Raw genomic sequence first — 20427 nt, 5'->3', positions numbered from 1 at the left:
GCGAGAGAAAGGGGACTACGTGAAGAAGCTCACAGTCATGAAAACGCTTACATCCGTTTTGTTAATGATTGTGATCCAGATCGTTATCTGGATGTGTTTTTCAATGATACCCCTGAAGCATATGCGGTTAACTGACGCCACACCCACTCCAGCGGTCCCTGGCGGAAATAGCGTAGCCAGAGAACAGAAAACGCCAGGTTTACCACCCAGACCGGAATAACAAACGCCAGCAGCGTAAGGCGGTCGAATTTCATAAACAGGCCAAAGCGATAGAAAAGCGTGGTGCATATGAGCGTTTGCAGGAGATAATTGCTCAACGCCATTCGGCCCACGCAGGCGATAGCGCTGACAATCCACAGGCGGGAAAGCGTTGGCCAGAAGCCATAGATCAGCGCCGCGTAGCCGATGGTCTGGAACGGCGCGCTCAGTTCACGCGGCACCTGGAGCAGAAACGCGCACCAGCGGTAATCCCAGTGAATATGCCACTGCACAATCACCGCCGGGAGGTTAATCAGCACGCCGAGCAGCACCAGACCGGCGCCGGTACGACGATAGTGACGCAGGCTGAATTCTCCTTTCAGCCAGCCGGTGCGCATCAATGACGCGCCCATCAGCATCATGCCCGCCAGCTGCCAGCCGTATTGCGCGCCCAGCGCAAGGAGGTTGTCCCCCAGCATATCCGCACGGTTGCTTATCGCTTCCGTACCACCTTTCAGCTTCCAGAACTGTTCGTACTGCAGGTTAGCGGCATCCGGGATCCATGAACGGTTTGTCGCCTCGCCGGAGATCATCCCCAGCAATAGCAGGACGCCAAGCCCCATCACATACAGCATCACGCCGGTGTTAAACAGGCTTTTTACGCTGTGCGCATCGCGAATGAGACGCCAGCAGATGAGCCCGACTAACCCATACGCGAGAAGAATATCGCCGTCCCAGAAGAACAGGCCGTGGATAAAGCCGAGGAGAACCAGCAGCGTCAGGCGCGACTGGATCCAGCGCGTACCGCGCTTGAGGAGAAGCTGCAGGCCTGCGCCAAACAGCAGGGCAAAGAGCGTGAGGAATTTGACCTGCGCAAAGAGATCGAGGATCGCCCACGTCCAGGCATCGCTGCGCGTGATGTCGCCATACCACGCAGGATTGAGATAAGCCGCCTTCGGCAAACCGAAGGCGGCGATATTAAGCAGCAGGATACCGAGAATGGCGACGCCGCGAACAAAATCGAGCGTGACGTTTCGCTCCATGGTCCCTGCCCTGTAAGACTTAGTTGTGATGACGTACGGCGCGCAGGAACTCCTGGCGGGTATTCTGGCTTGACTTAAACAGGCCGCCCAGCGAGGTGGTGGTCGTTGCACTGGTCGCATCACGCACGCCGCGCGCCTTCACGCAGTAGTGAACCGCGTCGATAGAGACGGCCACGTTATTGGTGCCCAGCAGCGTTTGCAGCGCGGTCAGGATCTGCTGCGTCAGACGCTCCTGCACCTGCGGACGCTGGGCAAAGAACTGCACGATGCGGTTGATCTTCGACAGGCCAATCACCGTATCTTTGGGGATATACGCCACGGTCGCTTTACCGTCGATGGTCACAAAATGGTGTTCGCAGGTGCTGGTCAGCGTGATATCGCGCACCGTCACCATCTCATCCACTTTCATCTTGTTTTCAATGACGGTGATTTTCGGGAAGTTGGCGTAATCCAGGCCGGAGAAAATTTCGTCGACGTACATTTTCGCGATGCGGTGCGGCGTCTCCATCAGACTGTCGTCACTCAGATCGAGATTCAGCAGCTCCATGATTTCGGTCATATGACCGGCAATCAGACGCTTGCGGGTTTCATTGTCCAAATCCTGTACGGGCGGACGCAGTGGCGTTTCAAGACCGCGCGCAACCAGGGCTTCGTGGACCAGGGCAGCTTCTTTACTGAGTGATGACATTTTGTTCTCCTGCAGGTGTGGCGTCTTTTGCCCTCGTTGTGGCAAAAGTATGCGCTCATTGTGCGTGAGGCGACGCACATAATCCAGTATTCACGACGATAATTATTGCAATTGCTGTTGCCTTTCAGCGTGACGATTCCAGACCAGGGCTCCTCCAACGAACAGCGCCATGCCCGCCAGCCCCAGCGCCGGCTCCAGCCGGTGGGTAAGCCAGGTTGATAACGCCGAGGTGACCGGCCCAATCAACTGACCAATTGCATACCCGGTGGTGAGCAGGCCTGCCATATAGCGCGTGTGGTTTGGTGCCAGCTCGCGGCCGTATAAAAGAGAGAGCTGCACGGCACACAAAAAGCCGCCGCCCACCAGCAGCCCGCCCGTCAGCAGCCCGCCAATCCCCGGCAGCAGCCAGGCCGCCAGCACGCCCGCCCCCTGTAACCACAGTACGATAGCCAGCCTGCGGTTAGCCGTTGAGGTATGGCGTAAAAGAATACTGAGCGCTATCCCCACCACGGCGGCGATACCAAAAATCGGCCAGACGAACTGCGCAAACAGGCTGCCGGGAAAACGCACCGCCGCCATTTGCGACAGGAATGTCGCCGGGAGGATATAGCCAAACCCGGCCAGGCTGTAGCTCCAGACCAGGCGCTTTAAATCCGCCGTCAGCACCAGCGGCTCTGGTGCGGTGCCCGGTCGATGGAGCTGCCCGGATCGCGGCAGGTAGCGCGCCACCAGCGCAATCAGCACCAGCGCCAGCACGCCGTAGATTTGCCATGCCGCCCCGGCCGAAAGGGATTTCGCCTGGATGTAGACGGCGAGCAGCCCGCTCAGGGCAATGCCCGCCCCCGGTCCGGCAAATACGGCAGCGCTCAGGCCCGGTTTACCCAACTGCCCAAGCCGTTCGTTAGTCCAGGCGGCAATCAGTACCATCGACCAGCCGCTCATGCAGCCAATCACAAAACGCAGCAGGCCGTGTACGACGGCGTTATCCGCCGCCGCGGAGAGCAGCGTCAGCGCCACCGCTCCGGTGATGCCAAGCCAGAGGCGCGTTTCCACAAAGCGGTGCGCGCGCATGGCATCCCATGCGCCCACCAGATAGCCCAGATAGTTCATCGCCGCGACCAGACCCGCGCTGGTCAGCGTAAGCTGCCCGGCAGCAATCATCAGCGGCACCTGAGGCGTAAAGGCAAAGCGCCCTATCCCCATCGCCACCACCAGAACGACAAACCCACTGAGCGCAATACGCAGCGCCATGACCGCTCCAATTGTTAAAGAAAAGTAAATTTATGATGCAGCATCTGGCCGTCAGGCGAAAGTGAAAGTTGCTCACAGGTCAATGAAAAGGCTGTATTATGGTTTTTATGAATACGCATTCTCATTAAGGAGCCCTGCATGGAACTGCTCGAAGAGCACCGTTGTTTTGAAGGTCGACAGCAGCGCTGGCGGCATGACTCCACCGTCCTGAACTGTGCGATGACGTTCAGCATTTTCCTGCCGCTGACGGAAAATCCGCCGGTTCTGTTCTGGCTTTCAGGCTTGACCTGCAATGACGAAAACTTCACCACCAAAGCGGGGGCGCAGCGTATTGCTGCCGAGCTGGGTATTGCGCTGGTGATGCCTGACACCAGCCCGCGCGGCGATGATGTGGCCGACGATGCGGGATACGATCTGGGCAAAGGCGCCGGGTTTTATGTCAATGCGACCGAGCAGCCCTGGGCGCGCCATTACCGCATGTATGATTACATTCGCGATGAACTTCCTGCGCTGGTGCAGTCGCAGTTTGCGGTTGGCGAGCGCTGCGCGATCAGCGGCCACTCCATGGGCGGACACGGGGCGCTCATCATGGCGCTGAAAAATCCGGGAAAATACGTCAGCGCGTCGGCATTTGCGCCAATTGTGAACCCAACGCAGGTGCCGTGGGGGCAGAAAGCCTTCACGAACTATCTGGGTGAAGATGAAGCGAAATGGCTGGAATGGGATAGCAGTGCGCTGATGCTGGCCAGTAACTCAGTAAATGCGATTCCGATGCTTATCGATCAGGGCGATGCGGATCAGTTCCTCGCCGGACAGCTGCAGCCTGCGGTGCTGGCAGAAGCGGCACGTCAGAAGGACTGGCCGCTGACGCTGCGCATCCAGCCGGGATACGACCACAGCTATTATTTTATCGCGTCCTTTATTGAGGATCATCTCCGCTTCCATGCGGAGCATTTATTCGGCTAAGTGCAGCCGATTGCCGGGTGGCGGCCTCGCCTTACCCGGCCTACATTCGTGGATTTTGTAGGCCCGGTAAGCGAGGCGCCACCGGGCATCCAGGCTACATCAGAACTTATAATCCACGCCGACAAAGTAGCGACGGCCATCTTCCGTGTAGCTGTAATCGTCGCGGCTCAGATCTTTGTCCAGCAGGTTCTGCACGCCCGCACGCAGCTTCACGCTTTTCGTCGCCTGCCACGCGGCGCCGGTATTCCAGATGACATAGCCACCCGGCGTTGGAGCGCTGCTGGTCAGCGCGCGTTTCTCACCGGTGTAGTTACCCTGAACATAGAACGACCAGTCCTGCGTTGCCTTCCAGTCAACGGTCCCGTTGGCGGTGTGGAACGGCAGATCGGACAGCGGCTTGTTGCCGCCGTTGCTGATATCACGACCGTCGTTGTAGGTGTAGTTCAGCGTCACCTTCCAGTCTTCAGCAACCGGGAACTTAACCTCTGTTTCCACCCCGCGGATGCGCGCCTTGTTAACGTTGTAGTAGCGGAAAATCGGTTCACCGTCCGCATTCAGGCCAACGTAGTTAGGGTAGCCCTGGGCCTGTTTCGCATTGGCCGTACGGCTGATGCTGATGCGGTCATCGACGTTATTCTGGAAGGTGGTGACGCTGGCCTGCACGCCCTCTAACCAGCCCTCTTCCCCGCTGTAGTAGAGACCGAATTCGAAGCTCTCGCTGGTTTCCGGTTTCAGGTCGGGGTTACCAACAATCTCACAGGCACCGCGGCACGAGCCGGTGACCCAGTCCGGGCTCAGCTGCAGCAGTGACGGCGCTTTAAACGCGGTCGCCCAGCCCCCTTTCACCGTTACGGTATCGGTCGCGTTGTAGACCAGATAGGCGCGCGGGCTCCAGTGGTCGCCGTAGGTATCATGGTCATCCATACGGATGCCGGTGGTCAGCGCCAGAGGTTCAAAGATACGCCACTCATCTTCAAGGAACAGGGCATACTGGCTTGTCGACGTACTGCTGCTGGAACCGCCCGTCAGGTTGACAGGATCCTTCAGCTTATCGTGACGCCATTCGCCGCCGAAGGTCAGCAGCTGGTTGATTTCGCCCAGCGGCAGCACGTATTTCCCGTCCACCGCGTTGCTCTCGGAGGTGATCGGATTGCTGTTGCCCGGGTTCTTGTTATCTACCTTTTCGCCGTAAACCTTCAGCTCGCTGTTGCCGACGCCCCAGCGGCCGTTGTGGCTGAGCGAGTAGTTCTGCCGCTCAAGGCGGTTTTTGTCGAGGGAATCCGAGTCACGATCCTGACGGTCGAAGCCGTAGCCCGCCGTAAAGTCGTGGTTTTCAGACGGTGTCCAGGCGAACTCCACATTCGCATCGCGGCTGGTGAAGCCCTCAATGCGCGGCGTTTCACCGCTCGCCGTGGTAGAGGACTTCTGCTGACCGTCTTTCTCACGCTTCGCGAGGCTACCGTAGGCTTTCAGCCCCAGCAGACCGTCCACCAGCGGACCGCTGGTATAGAACTGACCGTTATACGTGTCGCCACGGTCGCGATGTTCCTGAATTGTGGAATCGGCGCTCAGGGTGCCCGTCCATTTCTGGCCGATTTTTTTGGTGATAATGTTCACCACGCCGCCCAGCGCATCGGAACCGTACAGAGAAGACATCGGTCCGCGCACCACTTCGATTCGTTCGATGGCGTCAACCGGCACCCAGTTGAGGTCGAAATCATTATGGCGGAACACCGCGTTACGGGAATTGACGCGCTTGCCGTCGATCAGGATCAGCGTGTAGCTGCTGTCCAGTCCACGGATACTTACCCCTTTACGGTTGTCCCCTTCGCTCGTGAGCTGAACGCCCGGCACCTCCCGTAACACATCTTTCAGGTTCTGAACGGGTTTGCGCTGCAAATCTTCCTGGGTAATCACGCTGATGCTTGCCGGTGCGTCTTTCAGGTTTTGCTCGGTCGCGGAGGCCGTGACAACCATTGTGTCGCCGGATTCCGCTGCGATAACAGGCAGGGCCAGGGACATTGCGGACGCACAAAGTCCTCCCCTGACGAAGGGATTCAACCTAAACATTCCATATCTCCATGAGGTAAATACAACTAAATCAAATCATCATTGCTCACAGCGTCTTCCCTGCCGCCCACATCTGCGGTGGGTCGGTGACACGCTTATTTGTGATAACAATAAAGCAAACGATAATTATTATCAATTAAATTGTTAAGAAATATATCTTTGTTTCAGGATACGGGAATAAAAAAACCCGCTCGAATGAGCGGGTTAAAAGAGAGGAAGTGCGGTTATTGTTTAAATCGTTCCGGGAATTCCATTTCACTGTAGCGAACGAATTTTGTTCCTTTCGTCAGCTTGTAGCCAAACCAGATAACGAGGAACAGCGGAATACCAATGTAGGTCGCCGTGACGGCGCCCCAGTCAATGGTGTCCGCCAGGAACGCTTCATAGTTCTGTCCCAGGGTAATGATCAGGCACAGAATGAAGGCGAAAATGGGACCCAGCGGGAAGAACCCTGAGCGATACGGCAGCTGGTTAACGTCATAACCCTGTTTGACGTAGCCACGGCGGAAACGATAGTGGCTAATGGCAATCCCCAGCCAGGCAATAAAGCCCGTCATCCCGGAGGTGTTAAGCAGCCACAGGTACACCGTCTGGTTGCCAAACATAGAGGTCAGGAAGCACAGACCGGCGATCACCGTAGTGGCGTACAGCGCGTTACGCGGTACGCCGCCACGGGACAGCTTCGCGAAAATACGCGGCGCTTTACCGTCGCATGCCAGCGTGTAGAGCATACGGGTGGACGCGTACATCCCGGAGTTACCGGCTGAAAGCACAGCGGTCAGGATAACGGCGTTCATCACTGCCGCGGCTGAAAGCAGACCGGCGTGCTGGAAGACCAGCGTGAACGGACTGACGCTAATGTCTTTAACGTCATTACGCAGCAGGCTTGGATCGGTGTACGGAATGATCAGGCTGATAATCAGGATCGCGAACACATAGAACAGCAGGATACGCCAGAAGACCTGACGAACCGCGCGCGGAATATTCTTCTCCGGGTTCTCTGACTCACCGGCAGCGATACCAATCAGCTCGGTCCCCTGGAAGGAGAAGCCGACAATCATCGCCACGCCAATCATTGCCGACAGTCCACCGGCAAACGGCGCATCGCCTGTTGTCCAGTTACTCCAGCCCGCAGGTTCTGCGCCTTTGAAAATACCAACGATCATCGCCACACCGACGACGATAAAGATGATGACGGTTGCCACTTTGATCAAAGAGAACCAGTATTCCGCTTCGCCGAAACCGCGCACGGAGATGTAGTTCAGCAGGAAAATAACGGCCAGGAACAGGGCGCTCCAGATCCAGCCCGGCGTATCCGGGAACCACCAGTTCATCACCAGCTGTGCGGCAACGAGGTCAACGGCGATAGTGACCGCCCAGTTGTACCAGTAGTTCCAGCCCAGCGCGAAGCCAAAGCCTTCTTCAACGTATTTTTGACCGTAGGTCGAGAACGAACCGGATACCGGCATGTACGCGGCCAGTTCGCCAAGACTGGTCATCAGGAAGTACACCATCAGGCCAATCAGGATATAAGAGAAAAGTGCCCCACCCGGGCCTGCTGCCGAAATCGTTGCGCCAGAGGCAACGAAAAGACCTGTACCGATGGAGCCGCCAATGGCGATCATCGTCAGGTGACGCGCCTTGAGTTCACGACGTAGCGTGGGCGCTTCTGTGGTTTTAATTTCTGAAACCATATGAAAATGCTGTCCATTTAATAAATGAGGCGCGATTGTAGCAGACGATCCGCGTTCCTTCCGGCAGAAATACTCAGTTATAAGAGAGCTTCATGACTCGGCCAGGATTATAAGTAAAGCATAATTTTTCCCTCTCCCCTTTGGGGTGAGGGGAAGATTACATCTCGCAATACCGCAGAAAACGCTGCAAAGAACTGGAAAGGTGTTTCTGACGATGATGAATGCACCACAGCGTGCGCACCAGTTTCGGGAGCGGGATGGGGATTTCAACCAGCGATCCGGTCTCCAGCTGTTCGGCAATAACGCGCCGGGAAAGACAGCTGATGCCGAGCCCGTGGCGCACCGCGTGCTTGATGGCCTCAGAGTTCCCAAGCTCCATCCCTAACTGGAAATGCGGCAGATGAGAAAGCAGCAGATAATCGACAATTTCACGCGTGCCGGAGCCCTGCTCGCGCAGGATCCACTGCGCCTGCGCCAGGCGCTCCAGCGTCACCTCGCCCTGCAATAACGACGAGGCCGGGGAGGCAAACACCACCAGCTCATCTTCCAGCCAGGGCTCGGCAATAATATCGACGTTATGGCAGGGTCCTTCGATGAGGCCGATATCCACGCGGAAGTCGATCACCGCGTTGATGACGTCCTGGCTGTTCCCCACGCTCATCTCCAGCGGCAGGGTCGGGAAATCCCGGCGGTAGCGGGCAATCACTTCCGGCAGGATGTAGTTCCCGATGGTGCTGCTGGCGTAGACGCGGATCGCACCGTTATCTTCGCGGAACAGCTGCTCGATTTCGATAGCCTGCTCCAGCAGCGCCAGCGCGCGTGGATAAAGAAGACGACCGTGCTCGTTGACCACCAGACGCTTCCCTACCCTGTCAAAAAGCTGAACGCCCAGCTGTCCTTCAAGATCGGTCAACGCCGCGCTGACCGCAGACTGCGAGAGCGCCAGCATTTGTGACGCCTGGGTCGTCGAGCCGCTTTTCAGCACCTCGGCAAATACTTCCAGCTGACGCAGAGTAATGTGCATGGTTGCTTACCACTTATACAGATTGATTATAAGTATATAATCAATTTTATTTTTAAGCCAGGGCGCCGTAACCTTTAGCCAGACAAAGGAGAAGGTTATGTCAGAAATCACCTTACAACATCATCGTACAGTGTGGCACTTCGTGCCGGGTCTAGCGCTCAGCGCCGCAGTAACCGCCGTCGCGCTATGGGGCGGCAGCATCCCGGCCATCGCAGGCGCAGGTTTCAGCGCGCTGACGCTGGCCATTCTGCTGGGCATGGTCGTGGGTAATACCATTTACCCGCATATCTGGAAATCCTGCGACGGCGGCGTGATCTTTGCCAAGCAGCATCTGCTGCGTCTTGGGATCATTCTTTACGGCTTCCGTCTCACCTTTTCGCAGATTGCGGATGTGGGCGTGAGCGGGATCGCCATCGACGTCCTGACCCTGACCAGCACCTTTTTACTGGCCTGCTTTATCGGGCAGAAAGTCTTTGGCCTGGACAGACAAACCAGCTGGCTGATCGGTGCCGGGAGCAGTATCTGTGGGGCCGCGGCGGTGCTGGCAACGGAACCCGTCGTTAAAGCCGAAGCCAGCAAGGTGACGGTGGCGGTAGCGACGGTGGTGATCTTCGGTACGCTGGCGATTTTCCTCTACCCGGCCATGTATCCGCTGGTTGCCCACTGGTTTAGCCCGGAAACCTACGGCATCTATATCGGTTCGACCATGCACGAAGTGGCCCAGGTGGTGGCGGCAGGACATGCTATTAACCCTGAAGCCGAAAACGCGGCTGTGATTGCCAAAATGCTGCGCGTGATGATGCTGGCGCCGTTCCTGATTTTCCTTGCAGCACGGGTTAAACAGCTGGCACCGGCGGACAGTAATCAGAAAAGTAAAATCACCATTCCATGGTTTGCGATCCTGTTTATCGTGGTCGCTATCTTTAACTCCTTCCACCTGCTGCCCAAATCGGTAGTGGATATGCTGGTGACGCTGGATACCGTACTGCTGGCGATGGCCATGGCGGCCCTGGGGGTGACCACACACGTCAGCGCGCTGAAAAAAGCCGGTGCGAAACCGCTGCTGATGGCGCTGGTACTCTTCATCTGGCTGATTGTCGGCGGCGGCGCGATTAACCTCGCGGTCCATAGCCTGATGGCATAAACCACTACATCCTTCTCCTGTTAACCCGCTATCATAGGCATTTCGGGTTAACAGGAGTCCCTTTATGAAATATGTTGGAGCGCACGTCAGCGCTGCAGGTGGCCTTGCGAATGCCGCCATTCGTGCCGCCGAAATTGAGGCGACCGCTTTCGCCCTGTTCACCAAAAATCAGCGCCAGTGGCGCGCCGCCCCGCTCACCGCCGAGGTGATTGACGATTTCAAAGCTGCCTGTGAGAAGTACCACTACGGGCCAGGTCAGATCCTCCCTCACGACAGCTATCTTATTAACCTCGGGCACCCGGTTGAAGAGGCGCTGGAAAAATCCCGCGAGGCGTTTCTTGATGAAGTTCAGCGCTGTGAGCAGCTTGGGCTGACGCTGCTGAACTTCCATCCTGGCAGCCATCTTATGCAGATCGATGAAGATGCCTGCCTGGCGCGCATTGCCGAATCCATCAACATCACCTTGGACAAGACCAAAGGCGTCACCGCGGTGATTGAGAATACCGCCGGTCAGGGCAGCAACCTCGGCTTTAAGTTCGAACATCTGGCGGCGATTATCGACTGCGTGGAGGATAAATCCCGCGTTGGCGTGTGCATTGATACCTGCCACGCGTTTGCCGCCGGCTATGACCTGCGCACCACCGAGGCAACGAAAAACACGTTTGATGAGTTCGAGCGCATTGTTGGCTTTAAGTACCTGCGCGGAATGCACCTCAACGATGCGAAAAGCGCCTTTGGCAGCCGCGTTGACCGCCACCACAGCCTGGGCGAAGGCAACATTGGCCACGATGCGTTTCGCTTTATCATGCAGGACGCCCGCTTCGACGGTATTCCGATGGTGCTTGAAACCATTAATCCGGATATCTGGGCAGAAGAGATTGCCTGGCTGAAGGCTCAGCAAACTGCTGAACAGGCGGCATAAAAAAAGCCGGGTGCATAATGCGACCCGGCTTTTTTATTATTTATCGCTTACGCTGCTTTTGCCACAACTTCCGCTTCCGGACGTTTCAGCACCGCGTAAGAGAGACCCGCCACCAGCGTACCGGCGACGATGGCCAGCAGGTAGCCCAGTACCGGCGTGATGGCGCCAGGGATCAGCAGAACAAACAGACCGCCGTGTGGTGCCATCAGCTTCGCGCCAATCGCCATGGAGATCGCCCCGGTCACTGCACCACCCGCGATACAGCACGGCAGTACACGCATTGGGTCACGGGCCGCGAACGGAATCGCGCCTTCGGTGATGAAGCACAGACCCAGCACCAGCGCAGCTTTACCGCCTTCCTGCTGCGCTTTATCGAACTTACGACGGGCAATAATCGTCGCCAGGCCGAGCGCCAGAGGTGGCACCATACCTGCCGCCATGATCGCTGCCATTGGCGCGTAGGTCTGGGTACTCAGCAGGCCAACACCAAAGGCGTACGCCGCTTTGTTTACCGGACCACCCATGTCGGTACACATCATGCCGCCGAGAATTGCCCCCAGCAGAACCGCGTTCGCGGTACCCATGGTTTGCAGCCAGTGGGTCAGACCCGCCAGGATGCCTGCAACCGGCTTACCAATCAGGTAAATCATCGCCAGACCGACCACCAGGCTGGAAATCAGCGGGATGATCAGAATCGGCTTCAGCGCTTCCATACTCTGCGGCAGCTTGAGCTTCGAGCTGATGAGCTTCGCGACGTAACCGGCCAGGAAGCCCGCGATAATACCGCCGATAAAGCCGGAACCGGTGCTTACGGCCAGCATACCGCCGATAAGACCCGGCGTGAGGCCAGGACGATCGGCGATGGAGAAAGCAATAAAGCCTGCCAGAACGGGTACCATCAATGCAAATGCGGAACCGCCACCAATCTGCATTAACGCAGCGGCCAGCGTGCCTTGCTCTTTAAACGCGGTAATACCAAATGCGAACGAGAGCGCGATACACAGACCACCCGCAACCACCATCGGCAGCATGTAAGACACGCCGGTCAGCAGGTGACGATAGGCGCCTGCGGACTCTTTCTTACCTTCCGTCGCGGTTTGACGCGCGCCAGTTGCCTGATACGGCTTCGCTTCCACCAGCGCTTTATCAAACTCCTGCGCAGTCTTTTTCAGCGCCAGGCCGGTAGACGTGCGGTACATTGGCTTACCGGCAAATTTCGCCAGGTCCACTTCGATATCCGCCGCCACAATCACCAGATCGGCTTCAGCCACTTCTTCAGGGGTGATAGCGTTGCCAGCACCGACGGAGCCGCGCGTTTCAACTTTAACCCACCAGCCGCGTTTTTTCGCTTCGGTTTCAATGGCTTCAGCTGCCATAAAGGTGTGAGCCACGCCCGTCGGACAGGCCGTCACCGCAACAATGCGTTTCGGGCCCGTGGCCGCAGCCGGTGCCGTCGCGACGGGCGCGCTGTAAACAGACGCGTGACCTTTCGCTTCGCTCAGGAACAGTTCCGGATGAGCCACCGCGCGATTTATATCGCCCAGCCACACTTTTTTGCCGTTCAGCGCACTGTCAGCCGGGATTTTGTCGCCCAGGACAATGGCCAGTTCGGCATCGCCAGGGTTATCAGTCATCTCGAGATGTGCTTTGTTCGCCGCCGCTCCCAGCAAGGTCTTCGCCATATAGGCGCGAGCCTGTCCGAGACCGGAGTCAATGATCAGCAGCGTTTTCATTATTCCTCTCCTGCTGTTAGTTAAAAGGTTTTAAGTCAACGCGCGCCATCATCGCGGCTAACTGGGTACGATCGGTAATACCGACATTGCTCTGGCTTACGGCCAGGGCAGCAACGGCAGTGGCAAGACGTAAAGTATGTTCACTGGATTCACGCATCAGCAGGCCGTAAATCAGGCCGCCAACCATTGAATCCCCTGCGCCAACGGTACTCACAACTTCCATTGACGGCGGTTTGGCGATCCATTCGCCAGACGCGTTAACCCACAACGCGCCTTCTGCACCAAGCGAGATAACCACGTGAGCGATACCTTGCTCGCGCAGCGCATGGGCAGCGTCAATCACATCTTTTAGTTCTGGCAGCTTACGACCCGCCCAGATTTCCAGCTCGCGGCGATTCGGCTTCACCAGCCACGGCGAGGCTTTGAGACCCGCGACCAGCGCGTCGCGGCTGCTGTCAAAAATAATGCACGGGCACTGGCTGCGAAGGCGCGTCATCCAGTCGGTAAACGCTTCAGGGCTCACGCCGGACGGCAGGCTACCGCTGACGCAGACCATGTCAAACTGACCCAGCCAGGTCAGAGAATCGTTAACAAAACGCTCCCAGTCTGACGGCGTCACTTCGAAGCCAGAGAAGTTCAGATCGGTCACTTCACCGTCTTTCTCAGTCAGCTTAACGTTGATACGGGTACGGCCCTGAACAACCTGAAAACGGTTGGCAATGCCCAGCTCGCTGAACAGCTGCTGGAAACCGTCCTGGTTATCTTTACCGAGGAATCCCCCCACGGTGACGTCGATACCGAGATCCTTGAGCACTTTCGCGACGTTAATCCCTTTGCCCGCAGCATGCAGGCCAGTGGTACGCACGAGGTTGACTTCGCCGCGCTCAATTTCCGGGCAAAATCCTACCAGGTCATAAGCCGGGTTCAGCGTAATAGTCGCAACACGTCTGCTCATTATGCGCCCTCCCCCAGACCCGCCGCGATGGCGTCGCCAATCGCTTTCAGCGCCTGTTCAGCATCAGCACCCTGCGCGGTGAAACGCAGACGGTGACCTTTCTTCACGCCCAGCGCGACAACTTTCATCAGACTACGGCCGTTGGCCGGTTTGCCCGTGCCGTCAAGATTCGCCACGGTGATCTCACTCTCGAATTGTTTAATGGTATTCACCAGCATGGTACCCGGACGGGCATGCAGGCCGTGTTCGTTACGCACCACGAACTCCGCAGTTTGCACGTCATCCGTCAGCACATCATCACTGGTCAGCAGTGCCAGCACGGTGGAGGCATCAGCGTTCAGCAGTTTTTCAGCTTTGTTGTTCAGCAACAGGTCGCCCAGACGCTTCAGCACGGAAACCGGCTGTTCATCAGCCATCGCCACGGTCACCAGCATGGCCGCGCGCTCGCCTTCTACGTCAAACGCGTTGGCCGCGCGGCTCACGGCGATAGCGCTGCGCAGGTTGCCTTCAGCACTGTCGTTCAGCCAGATACCCTGACCCAGATTCAACGGCTTATCGTTAATCACGCGCGTCACAAAGGTGGCATCCGCCGCGCCGGCTTCTTTCAGACGACCGGCGTTCAGCGCCTGCAGCGTCACCAGATCGGAAGCAACCACGTCCAGCGTCAGCGTTTCATTATCCAGTTTCAGCGCTTCGCTCTGTTTTTCGCCCATCAGCAAGGCGCGCAGCTCTTCCGCTGTGGTGGCGGACTTAAGCTGTTCAGCCACCGCGTCATCACTCAGGACATGCGTCAGCTGACGCAGCAGACCTAAGTGTTCATCGCTGCTGGCCGCGATACCGATAGCCACATAGGCCACCTGACCGTCGCCCCAAAGCACGCCCTGCGGGAACTGATAAACCTTAACGCCGGTTTTCAACACCTGATCGCGGGTGTCGGTTGTGCCGTGCGGAATGGCAATGCCATTGCCGAGGAAGGTTGAGGTCTGCTGCTCGCGGGCCAGCATGCCGTTGACATAGCCGTCCGCGACGTTACCCGCCTGCACAAGCGCAGCGGCAACCTGGCGAATAGCCTCTTCTTTATCCCCGGCCTGAGCGCCCGGGTGGATATCCTGAACAGATAACTGGAACATGGTTCTCCACTCCTGCTGAAATTGAATCGTTTCAGCTTTAATGAGAAAAAATGCGCTAGCCTGCTCCGTTTGTTTAAACAAGATAGCGCTGAAACGTTTCAAAAAGTCTTGCGCTTTCTGCAATACCTTGCAAGTAAACTCGTCTTTCTGATGTCAGAATTTAGAGATACAGCACATTTCTTCTTCGTTCAGCTGAATTTTGCTGAAATTCAGCAAGTCAGTTTCAGCTAAGGTCAGCCGATGTGGTTGTAAGATGAAATGCCATTTTGATTTTTCGTGGCATCATTGACCGCGCCCACTGTTTTTTTTTAGCTGACGGCGTACACTCCGCCCCTCTCTGCTACTCGCTAATTATAAAACATGCATAACACCCCTGCGGCTGCCTCGCCGAAGCCCTTTGATTTAACCTCAGCGGCCTTCCTGATTGTTGCCTTCTTCACGGGCATTGCCGGTGCGTTACAGACGCCGACGCTGAGCCTATTTCTGACAAATGAGGTTCATGTTCGTCCGGCGCTGGTTGGCTTCTTTTTTACCGGAAGCGCCATCATCGGCATCCTGGTCAGCCAGTTTCTGGCGCGACGCTCCGACAGAAAAGGCGATCGTAAAAGCCTGATCGTTTTCTGCTGCCTGCTGGGGGTCATGGCCTGCGTTCTGTTTGCCTGGAACCGCAACTACTTCATTCTGCTCTTCATCGGGGTATTCCTGAGCAGCTTTGGCTCAACGGCGAACCCCCAGCTGTTCGCCCTTGCTCGCGAACACGCGGACCATACCGGACGTGAAGCGGTGATGTTCAGCTCTGTCCTGCGTGCTCAGGTGTCGCTGGCATGGGTGATTGGCCCGCCGCTGGCCTACGCGCTGGCGATGGGTTTTGGCTTTACGGTAATGTACCTGAGTGCCGCTGTCGCGTTTGTGGTATGCGGCGCGCTGGTGTGGTTCTTCCTGCCGTCCATGCGCAAAGAGCCCAAAGTGGCAACGGGCGTGCTGGAAGCGCCGCGCCGTAACCGCCGCGATGCCCTGCTCCTGTTTGTTGTCTGCACGCTGATGTGGGGCACCAATAGCCTGTATATCATCAATATGCCGCTGTTTATTATTGATGAACTGCACCTGTCGGAAAAGCTGGCGGGAATCATGATGGGCACCGCGGCCGGGCTTGAGATCCCGACCATGCTCATTGCGGGCTATTACGCAAAGCGCTTCGGAAAGCGTTTTTTAATGCGCATTGCCGCCTTCGCCGGTCTGCTGTTCTATGTCGGTATGCTGACGGTACATACGCCGGGGCTATTGCTGGCGTTACAGCTGCTGAACGCCATCTATATTGGCATTCTCGCGGGGATAGGCATGCTCTATTTCCAGGATTTGATGCCGGGCCAGGCAGGCTCTGCCACCACCCTTTATACTAATACCACCCGCGTGGGGTGGATTATCGCCGGCTCAATGGCCGGTGTCGTGGCAGAAATCTGGAACTATCACACGGTATTCTGGATTGCGCTGGTGATGTGTACGCTGACGATTGGCTGTCTGGCGAGGATTAAAGACGTTTAAGGTGCGGTGAGCGCCTCAAGCTCAAGAAGGTACGTCATCGCCTGCTCGCGCGTGCTGCCGCACATTTCGGCCGTGGGCTGAAGACCGGAGCAAACTTTCGGTCGCAACGGTGAGCCAAAGATCTTGCAAAGATTATTTTCCGAGAGCTGAACGCAGCGGGTATTGGCAGGCTTGCCGTCCGGCATTCCAGGAATGGGGCTTGAAATGGACGGTGCAGTACAGCACGCGCCACAATCGGGACGGCAATCCATAAATGCTCTCTTTCGCTGACGATGGCCCGCGTAGTCGGGCATCGCGCGCACAGTAACACCTTTTGCGTATTGATAGCAAAAGCCACGAATTCCACTTGCCTGAAAGGCCGCGCGCGAGTAATTTGGCGCGATATTTTTTACCTCCCGTAAACAGGATTACTGCAATGCCAAGAGCGAACGAAATTAAGAAAGGTATGGTGCTGAATTACAACGGCAAACTGCTGATTGTGAAAGATATCGACATTCAGGCACCAAGCGCCCGTGGTGCAGCAACGCTGTACAAAATGCGTTTCGCCGATGTGCGTACCGGCCTCAAAGTGGAAGAACGCTTCAAAGGTGACGATATTGTCGATACCGTGACCCTGACCCGTCGCTATGTTGATTTCTCCTACATCGACGGCAACGAATACGTGTTCATGGACAAAGAAGATTACACCCCGTACATCTTCACCAAAGATCAGATTGAAGAAGAGCTGCTGTTCATTCCTGAAGGCGGTATGCCTGACATGCAGGTTCTGACCTGGGACGGCGTGCTGCTGGCGCTGGAACTGCCTCAGACCGTCGATCTGGAAATCGTTGAAACGGCACCCGGCATCAAAGGCGCATCCGCCAGTGCCCGCAACAAACCGGCTACCCTGACGACCGGCCTGGTTGTGCAGGTGCCGGAATACCTCTCCGCTGGCGAGAAGATCCGCATCCATATCGAAGAAAAACGCTATATGGGCCGCGCTGACTGATTGCGGCATTTGTCGGGTAGCGGCTTCGCCTTACCCGACCTGCAAAAACACAAAAACCGGCTCTCAGGCCGGTTTTTTTTATTGTTGGTCCGGTGGCGCTTACAGAAGCTCCGGATACTTCGTCATCTTCAGCGCCAGCTCAACGCCACGCACTTCCGCCATCCCTTTAAGACGGCCAATCGCAGAATAGCCTGGGTTGGTTTTCTTACGCAGATCGTCCAGCATCTGGTGGCCGTGGTCAGGACGGAACGGAATAGGACGCACATCGCCAATCTGCTTGCGACGCGCCTCTTCGGCCAGAATGGCGTCTACCACCGCCACCATATTCACATCGCCGCCCAGGTGAGCCGCCTCGTGGAAGGTTTTTGGGTTCTCTTCACGGCAGGTCGCGCGCAGATGCGTAAAATGAATGCGGTCGCCGAAGGTTTCAATCATCCGCACCAGATCGTTATCTGCCCGCACGCCGTAGGAGCCGGTACACATGGTGAAGCCGTTATAGATGCTGTCGACCGTCTCTTTCAGCCACTGCATATCTTCAATTGTGGAAACAATGCGCGGCAGGCCGAGAATGGGACGCGGTGGATCGTCCGGGTGCACGGCCAGGCGAACCCCTACCTCTTCCGCAACCGGCACGATAGCGCGCAGGAAATACGCCATGTTTTCACGCAGCTGGTGCTTATCAATATTGCCGTATTCCGCCAGGCGGGCGCGGAACTGATCCAGCGTATACCCCTCTTCGGCACCCGGCAGGCCCGCAATAATATTACGGGTCAGCTTTTCGATGTCCGCGTCGCTGGCTGCATTGAACCATTCGAGTGCCTGCTGCTGCTCTTCCGCGGTGTAATCCGCTTCAGCGCCAGGCCGTTTCAGGATGTGCAACTCGAACGCTGCAAAGGCAATCTGATCGAAACGCAGCGCTTTTGAGCCGTCCGGCATCTGATATTCGAGGTCGGTTCGCGTCCAGTCGAGGATGGGCATGAAGTTATAGCAAACCGTATCAATACCGCAGGCCGCGAGGTTACGAATGCTCTGCTGATAGTTAGCAATCCAGGTCTGATACTCCCCGGAATGGGTTTTGATATCTTCATGAACAGGAATGCTTTCCACCACAGACCAGGTTAATCCCTTCTCCGCCAGCAGCGCCTGACGCGTCTGTATTTCCTCTACCGGCCAGACCTGACCGTTAGGAATATGATGCAGCGCCGTGACGACACCCGTTGCGCCAGCCTGACGCACATCATCAAGAGAAACCGGATCGTTCGGCCCGTACCAACGCCAGGTTTGTTCCATTGCCTCACCCTCTTAAGTTGTTATACCAATATGCGTTACTGCAATGACGACTACCATACATGTTTGCCGTAAAGGGTCAATACACCGCCACACATTGATTGATCAAACTCACATAACGGGGATATTTACGGCTCACCAATTTTATTTGCTGTCATATAACTTTACACTGGCATTGTTAATTAATGGTTAATCAGGTGTGTATCTCATGAAGACAATTGCCTCTACCGTCCTTCCTGCCGGGGTTCAGCAACCTCGCTACGATCGCCAGTCATTACGCTCCCGCATCGTTCACTTTGGCTTTGGCGCGTTTCACCGTGCGCACCAGGCCTTGTTAACAAATAGGGTGCTGAATGAAAAAGGCGGCGACTGGGGGATTTGTGAGATTAGCCTGTTCAGCGGCGACGCGCTGATGAGCCAGCTGCGCGCGCAGGAGCATCTGTTCACCGTGCTGGAGAAAGGGGCTGAAGGAAATGAGGCGATTATCGTCGGCGCCGTCCATGAGTGCCTGAACGCAAAGCTGGACTCCCTGCCCGCCATTATTGAGAAATTTTGCGAGCCTCAGGTCGCGATTGTATCGCTCACCATCACGGAAAAAGGCTATTGCATCGATCCCGCGACCGGAAAACTCGATCTGAATAACCCCCGGATCGTCCACGACCTTGAAAACCCCTCAGAGCCACATTCTGCCCCAGGGATCCTGGTCGAAGCGCTCCACCGCCGCCGCGAGCGCGGTTTGCCTGCGTTTACCGTGCTCTCCTGCGACAACATCCCGGATAACGGGCACGTGGTCAAAAACGCGGTGCTGGGCATGGCGCAAAAGCGTTCCGCGGCGCTGTCTGAATGGATTGATAGCCACGTGAGCTTCCCGGGAACGATGGTTGACAGAATTGTTCCCGCCGCGACGGAAGCATCGCTTGCGGAAATCACCGACGCGCTCGGCGTTGAAGATCCGTGCGCCATCAGCTGCGAACCGTTTATTCAGTGGGTGGTGGAAGATAATTTTGTCGCAGGCCGTCCCGAGTGGGAAGTGGCGGGTGTCCAGATGGTGCAGGATGTTCTGCCGTGGGAGCAGATGAAATTACGCATGCTCAACGGCAGCCACTCTTTCCTGGCGTATCTGGGGTACCTCGCGGGCTACGCGCATATTAATGAATGCATGGAGGACGCGGCGTTCCGTGAAGCCGCCCGTCGGCTGATGCTGAACGAGCAGGCCCCCACGTTACGGATTAAGGATGTCGATTTCACCGCCTACGCCGATAGCCTAATTGAACGCTTTGCCAACCCGGCCCTCCAGCATCGGACCTGGCAAATCGCGATGGACGGTAGCCAGAAGCTGCCCCAGAGAATGCTTGACGGGACCCGCGTTCATCTTGAGCGAAATACGCCGTGGCCGCTGCTGGCTCTGGGCGTGGCCGGCTGGATACGCTACGTCAGCGGTATCGACGACCGTGGCAATGCGATTGACGTTCGCGATCCCCTCAGCGATAAAATCCGCGCCATCGTCAACGCCAGCAGCGACGCCGACCGCGTTAACGCGCTGCTGGGGCTGAGTGAGGTCTTTGGTCACGATCTCGCACAAAACAGCGTCTTTGTGGAGACTGTCCGCCAGGCATACCAGCGCATTATCCGCAACGGCGCACGTCAGGCTGTTATCGAAACGTTAAATATTTAACGATTATTGCGCTTAACGCGAACGGATGAGGCCTCCGTTCGCCCTTCCCCTTCTCACAGGTCACGTTTTTCGCCAGGATAGAGAGAATAGTGTTATAGCATCACAATTCTGATCTGG

The 20427-nt window shown here is 56.7% G+C and carries 17 protein-coding genes; 6 read left to right on the top strand and 11 right to left on the bottom strand.

Annotated features, from left to right (window positions below; translation table 11 throughout):
* Positions 1-83: 83 nt before the first annotated feature.
* From yeiB to AC4IBF_RS06815, 3 genes are all read right to left on the bottom strand, one after another.
* Positions 84-1241 (bottom strand): DUF418 domain-containing protein YeiB, encoded by a 1158-nt coding sequence (gene yeiB, locus AC4IBF_RS06825; RefSeq protein ID WP_136195430.1) that lies wholly within the window; start codon positions 1239-1241, stop codon positions 84-86.
* 19 nt (positions 1242-1260) lie between these two features.
* Positions 1261-1929 (bottom strand): GTP cyclohydrolase I FolE, encoded by a 669-nt coding sequence (gene folE, locus AC4IBF_RS06820; protein WP_023312471.1) that lies wholly within the window; start codon positions 1927-1929, stop codon positions 1261-1263.
* Between the two features lie 102 nt (positions 1930-2031).
* Positions 2032-3180, bottom strand: coding sequence for a YbfB/YjiJ family MFS transporter (locus tag AC4IBF_RS06815; RefSeq protein ID WP_136195431.1), 1149 nt, complete (start codon positions 3178-3180; stop codon positions 2032-2034).
* Positions 3181-3318: 138 nt separating this feature from the next.
* Between AC4IBF_RS06815 and fghA the strand changes: the two genes are divergently transcribed.
* Positions 3319-4146, top strand: a complete 828-nt coding sequence (gene fghA / locus AC4IBF_RS06810) for an S-formylglutathione hydrolase (protein WP_143345326.1) — start codon at positions 3319-3321, stop codon at positions 4144-4146.
* 99 nt (positions 4147-4245) lie between these two features.
* On the opposite strand, the gene cirA is transcribed toward fghA, so the two are convergent.
* From cirA to yieE, 3 genes are all read right to left on the bottom strand, one after another.
* The gene (gene cirA, locus AC4IBF_RS06805) at positions 4246-6216 is read right to left on the bottom strand and encodes a catecholate siderophore receptor CirA (RefSeq protein WP_143345327.1); all 1971 of its coding nucleotides are present in this window, start codon (positions 6214-6216) and stop codon (positions 4246-4248) included.
* A gap of 224 nt (positions 6217-6440) precedes the next feature.
* A complete protein-coding gene (locus AC4IBF_RS06800) occupies positions 6441-7910 on the bottom strand; it encodes an amino acid permease (RefSeq protein ID WP_133294820.1) in 1470 nt (489 codons plus the stop codon).
* Positions 7911-8067: 157 nt separating this feature from the next.
* The gene (gene yieE, locus AC4IBF_RS06795) at positions 8068-8934 is read right to left on the bottom strand and encodes a DNA-binding transcriptional regulator YeiE (protein ID WP_047346566.1); all 867 of its coding nucleotides are present in this window, start codon (positions 8932-8934) and stop codon (positions 8068-8070) included.
* A gap of 97 nt (positions 8935-9031) precedes the next feature.
* Here yieE and AC4IBF_RS06790 point away from each other — a divergent pair, with 97 nt between their 5' ends.
* Positions 9032-10078: a YeiH family protein gene (locus tag AC4IBF_RS06790; RefSeq protein WP_133294821.1), complete on the top strand. Its 1047-nt coding sequence runs from the start codon at positions 9032-9034 to the stop codon at positions 10076-10078.
* A 64-nt stretch (positions 10079-10142) separates the two neighbouring features.
* A complete protein-coding gene (gene nfo, locus AC4IBF_RS06785; protein ID WP_136195435.1) occupies positions 10143-11000 on the top strand; it encodes a deoxyribonuclease IV in 858 nt (285 codons plus the stop codon).
* Positions 11001-11047: 47 nt separating this feature from the next.
* Here the strand turns inward: nfo and fruA are convergent, their stop codons facing one another.
* The 3 genes from fruA to fruB are packed head-to-tail and all read right to left on the bottom strand — an operon-like array spanning position 11048 to position 14818.
* The gene (fruA, locus tag AC4IBF_RS06780; protein WP_127731692.1) at positions 11048-12733 is read right to left on the bottom strand and encodes a PTS fructose transporter subunit IIBC; all 1686 of its coding nucleotides are present in this window, start codon (positions 12731-12733) and stop codon (positions 11048-11050) included.
* Positions 12734-12749: 16 nt separating this feature from the next.
* Complete coding sequence (gene fruK / locus AC4IBF_RS06775) at positions 12750-13688, bottom strand: 1-phosphofructokinase (RefSeq protein WP_008500936.1); 939 nt, start codon at positions 13686-13688, stop codon at positions 12750-12752.
* On the bottom strand, positions 13688-14818 hold the full coding sequence (fruB, locus tag AC4IBF_RS06770; RefSeq protein WP_111965334.1) for a fused PTS fructose transporter subunit IIA/HPr protein: 1131 nt from the start codon (positions 14816-14818) through the stop codon (positions 13688-13690). The genes fruK and fruB overlap by 1 nt, the downstream gene beginning before the upstream one ends.
* Before the next feature lie 360 nt (positions 14819-15178).
* Here fruB and setB point away from each other — a divergent pair, with 360 nt between their 5' ends.
* The gene (gene setB, locus AC4IBF_RS06765) at positions 15179-16360 is read left to right on the top strand and encodes a sugar efflux transporter SetB (RefSeq protein ID WP_136195438.1); all 1182 of its coding nucleotides are present in this window, start codon (positions 15179-15181) and stop codon (positions 16358-16360) included.
* On the opposite strand, the gene AC4IBF_RS06760 is transcribed toward setB, so the two are convergent.
* The gene (locus AC4IBF_RS06760; protein WP_252093317.1) at positions 16357-16611 is read right to left on the bottom strand and encodes a YkgJ family cysteine cluster protein; all 255 of its coding nucleotides are present in this window, start codon (positions 16609-16611) and stop codon (positions 16357-16359) included. The genes setB and AC4IBF_RS06760 overlap by 4 nt on opposite strands.
* 164 nt (positions 16612-16775) lie before the next feature.
* Here AC4IBF_RS06760 and yeiP point away from each other — a divergent pair, with 164 nt between their 5' ends.
* On the top strand, positions 16776-17348 hold the full coding sequence (gene yeiP / locus AC4IBF_RS06755) for an elongation factor P-like protein YeiP (protein ID WP_008500940.1): 573 nt from the start codon (positions 16776-16778) through the stop codon (positions 17346-17348).
* 99 nt (positions 17349-17447) lie between these two features.
* Here the strand turns inward: yeiP and uxuA are convergent, their stop codons facing one another.
* Positions 17448-18638, bottom strand: coding sequence for a mannonate dehydratase (gene uxuA / locus AC4IBF_RS06750; protein WP_252093255.1), 1191 nt, complete (start codon positions 18636-18638; stop codon positions 17448-17450).
* Positions 18639-18843: 205 nt separating this feature from the next.
* On the opposite strand from uxuA, the gene AC4IBF_RS06745 reads away from it, so the two are divergent.
* Complete coding sequence (locus AC4IBF_RS06745) at positions 18844-20310, top strand: mannitol dehydrogenase family protein (protein WP_252093256.1); 1467 nt, start codon at positions 18844-18846, stop codon at positions 20308-20310.
* Positions 20311-20427 lie beyond the last annotated feature (117 nt).

This window comes from Enterobacter sp. Taxon_8 (assembly GCF_058354585.1).
This window is presented reverse-complemented; position numbering and strand designations above follow the sequence as displayed.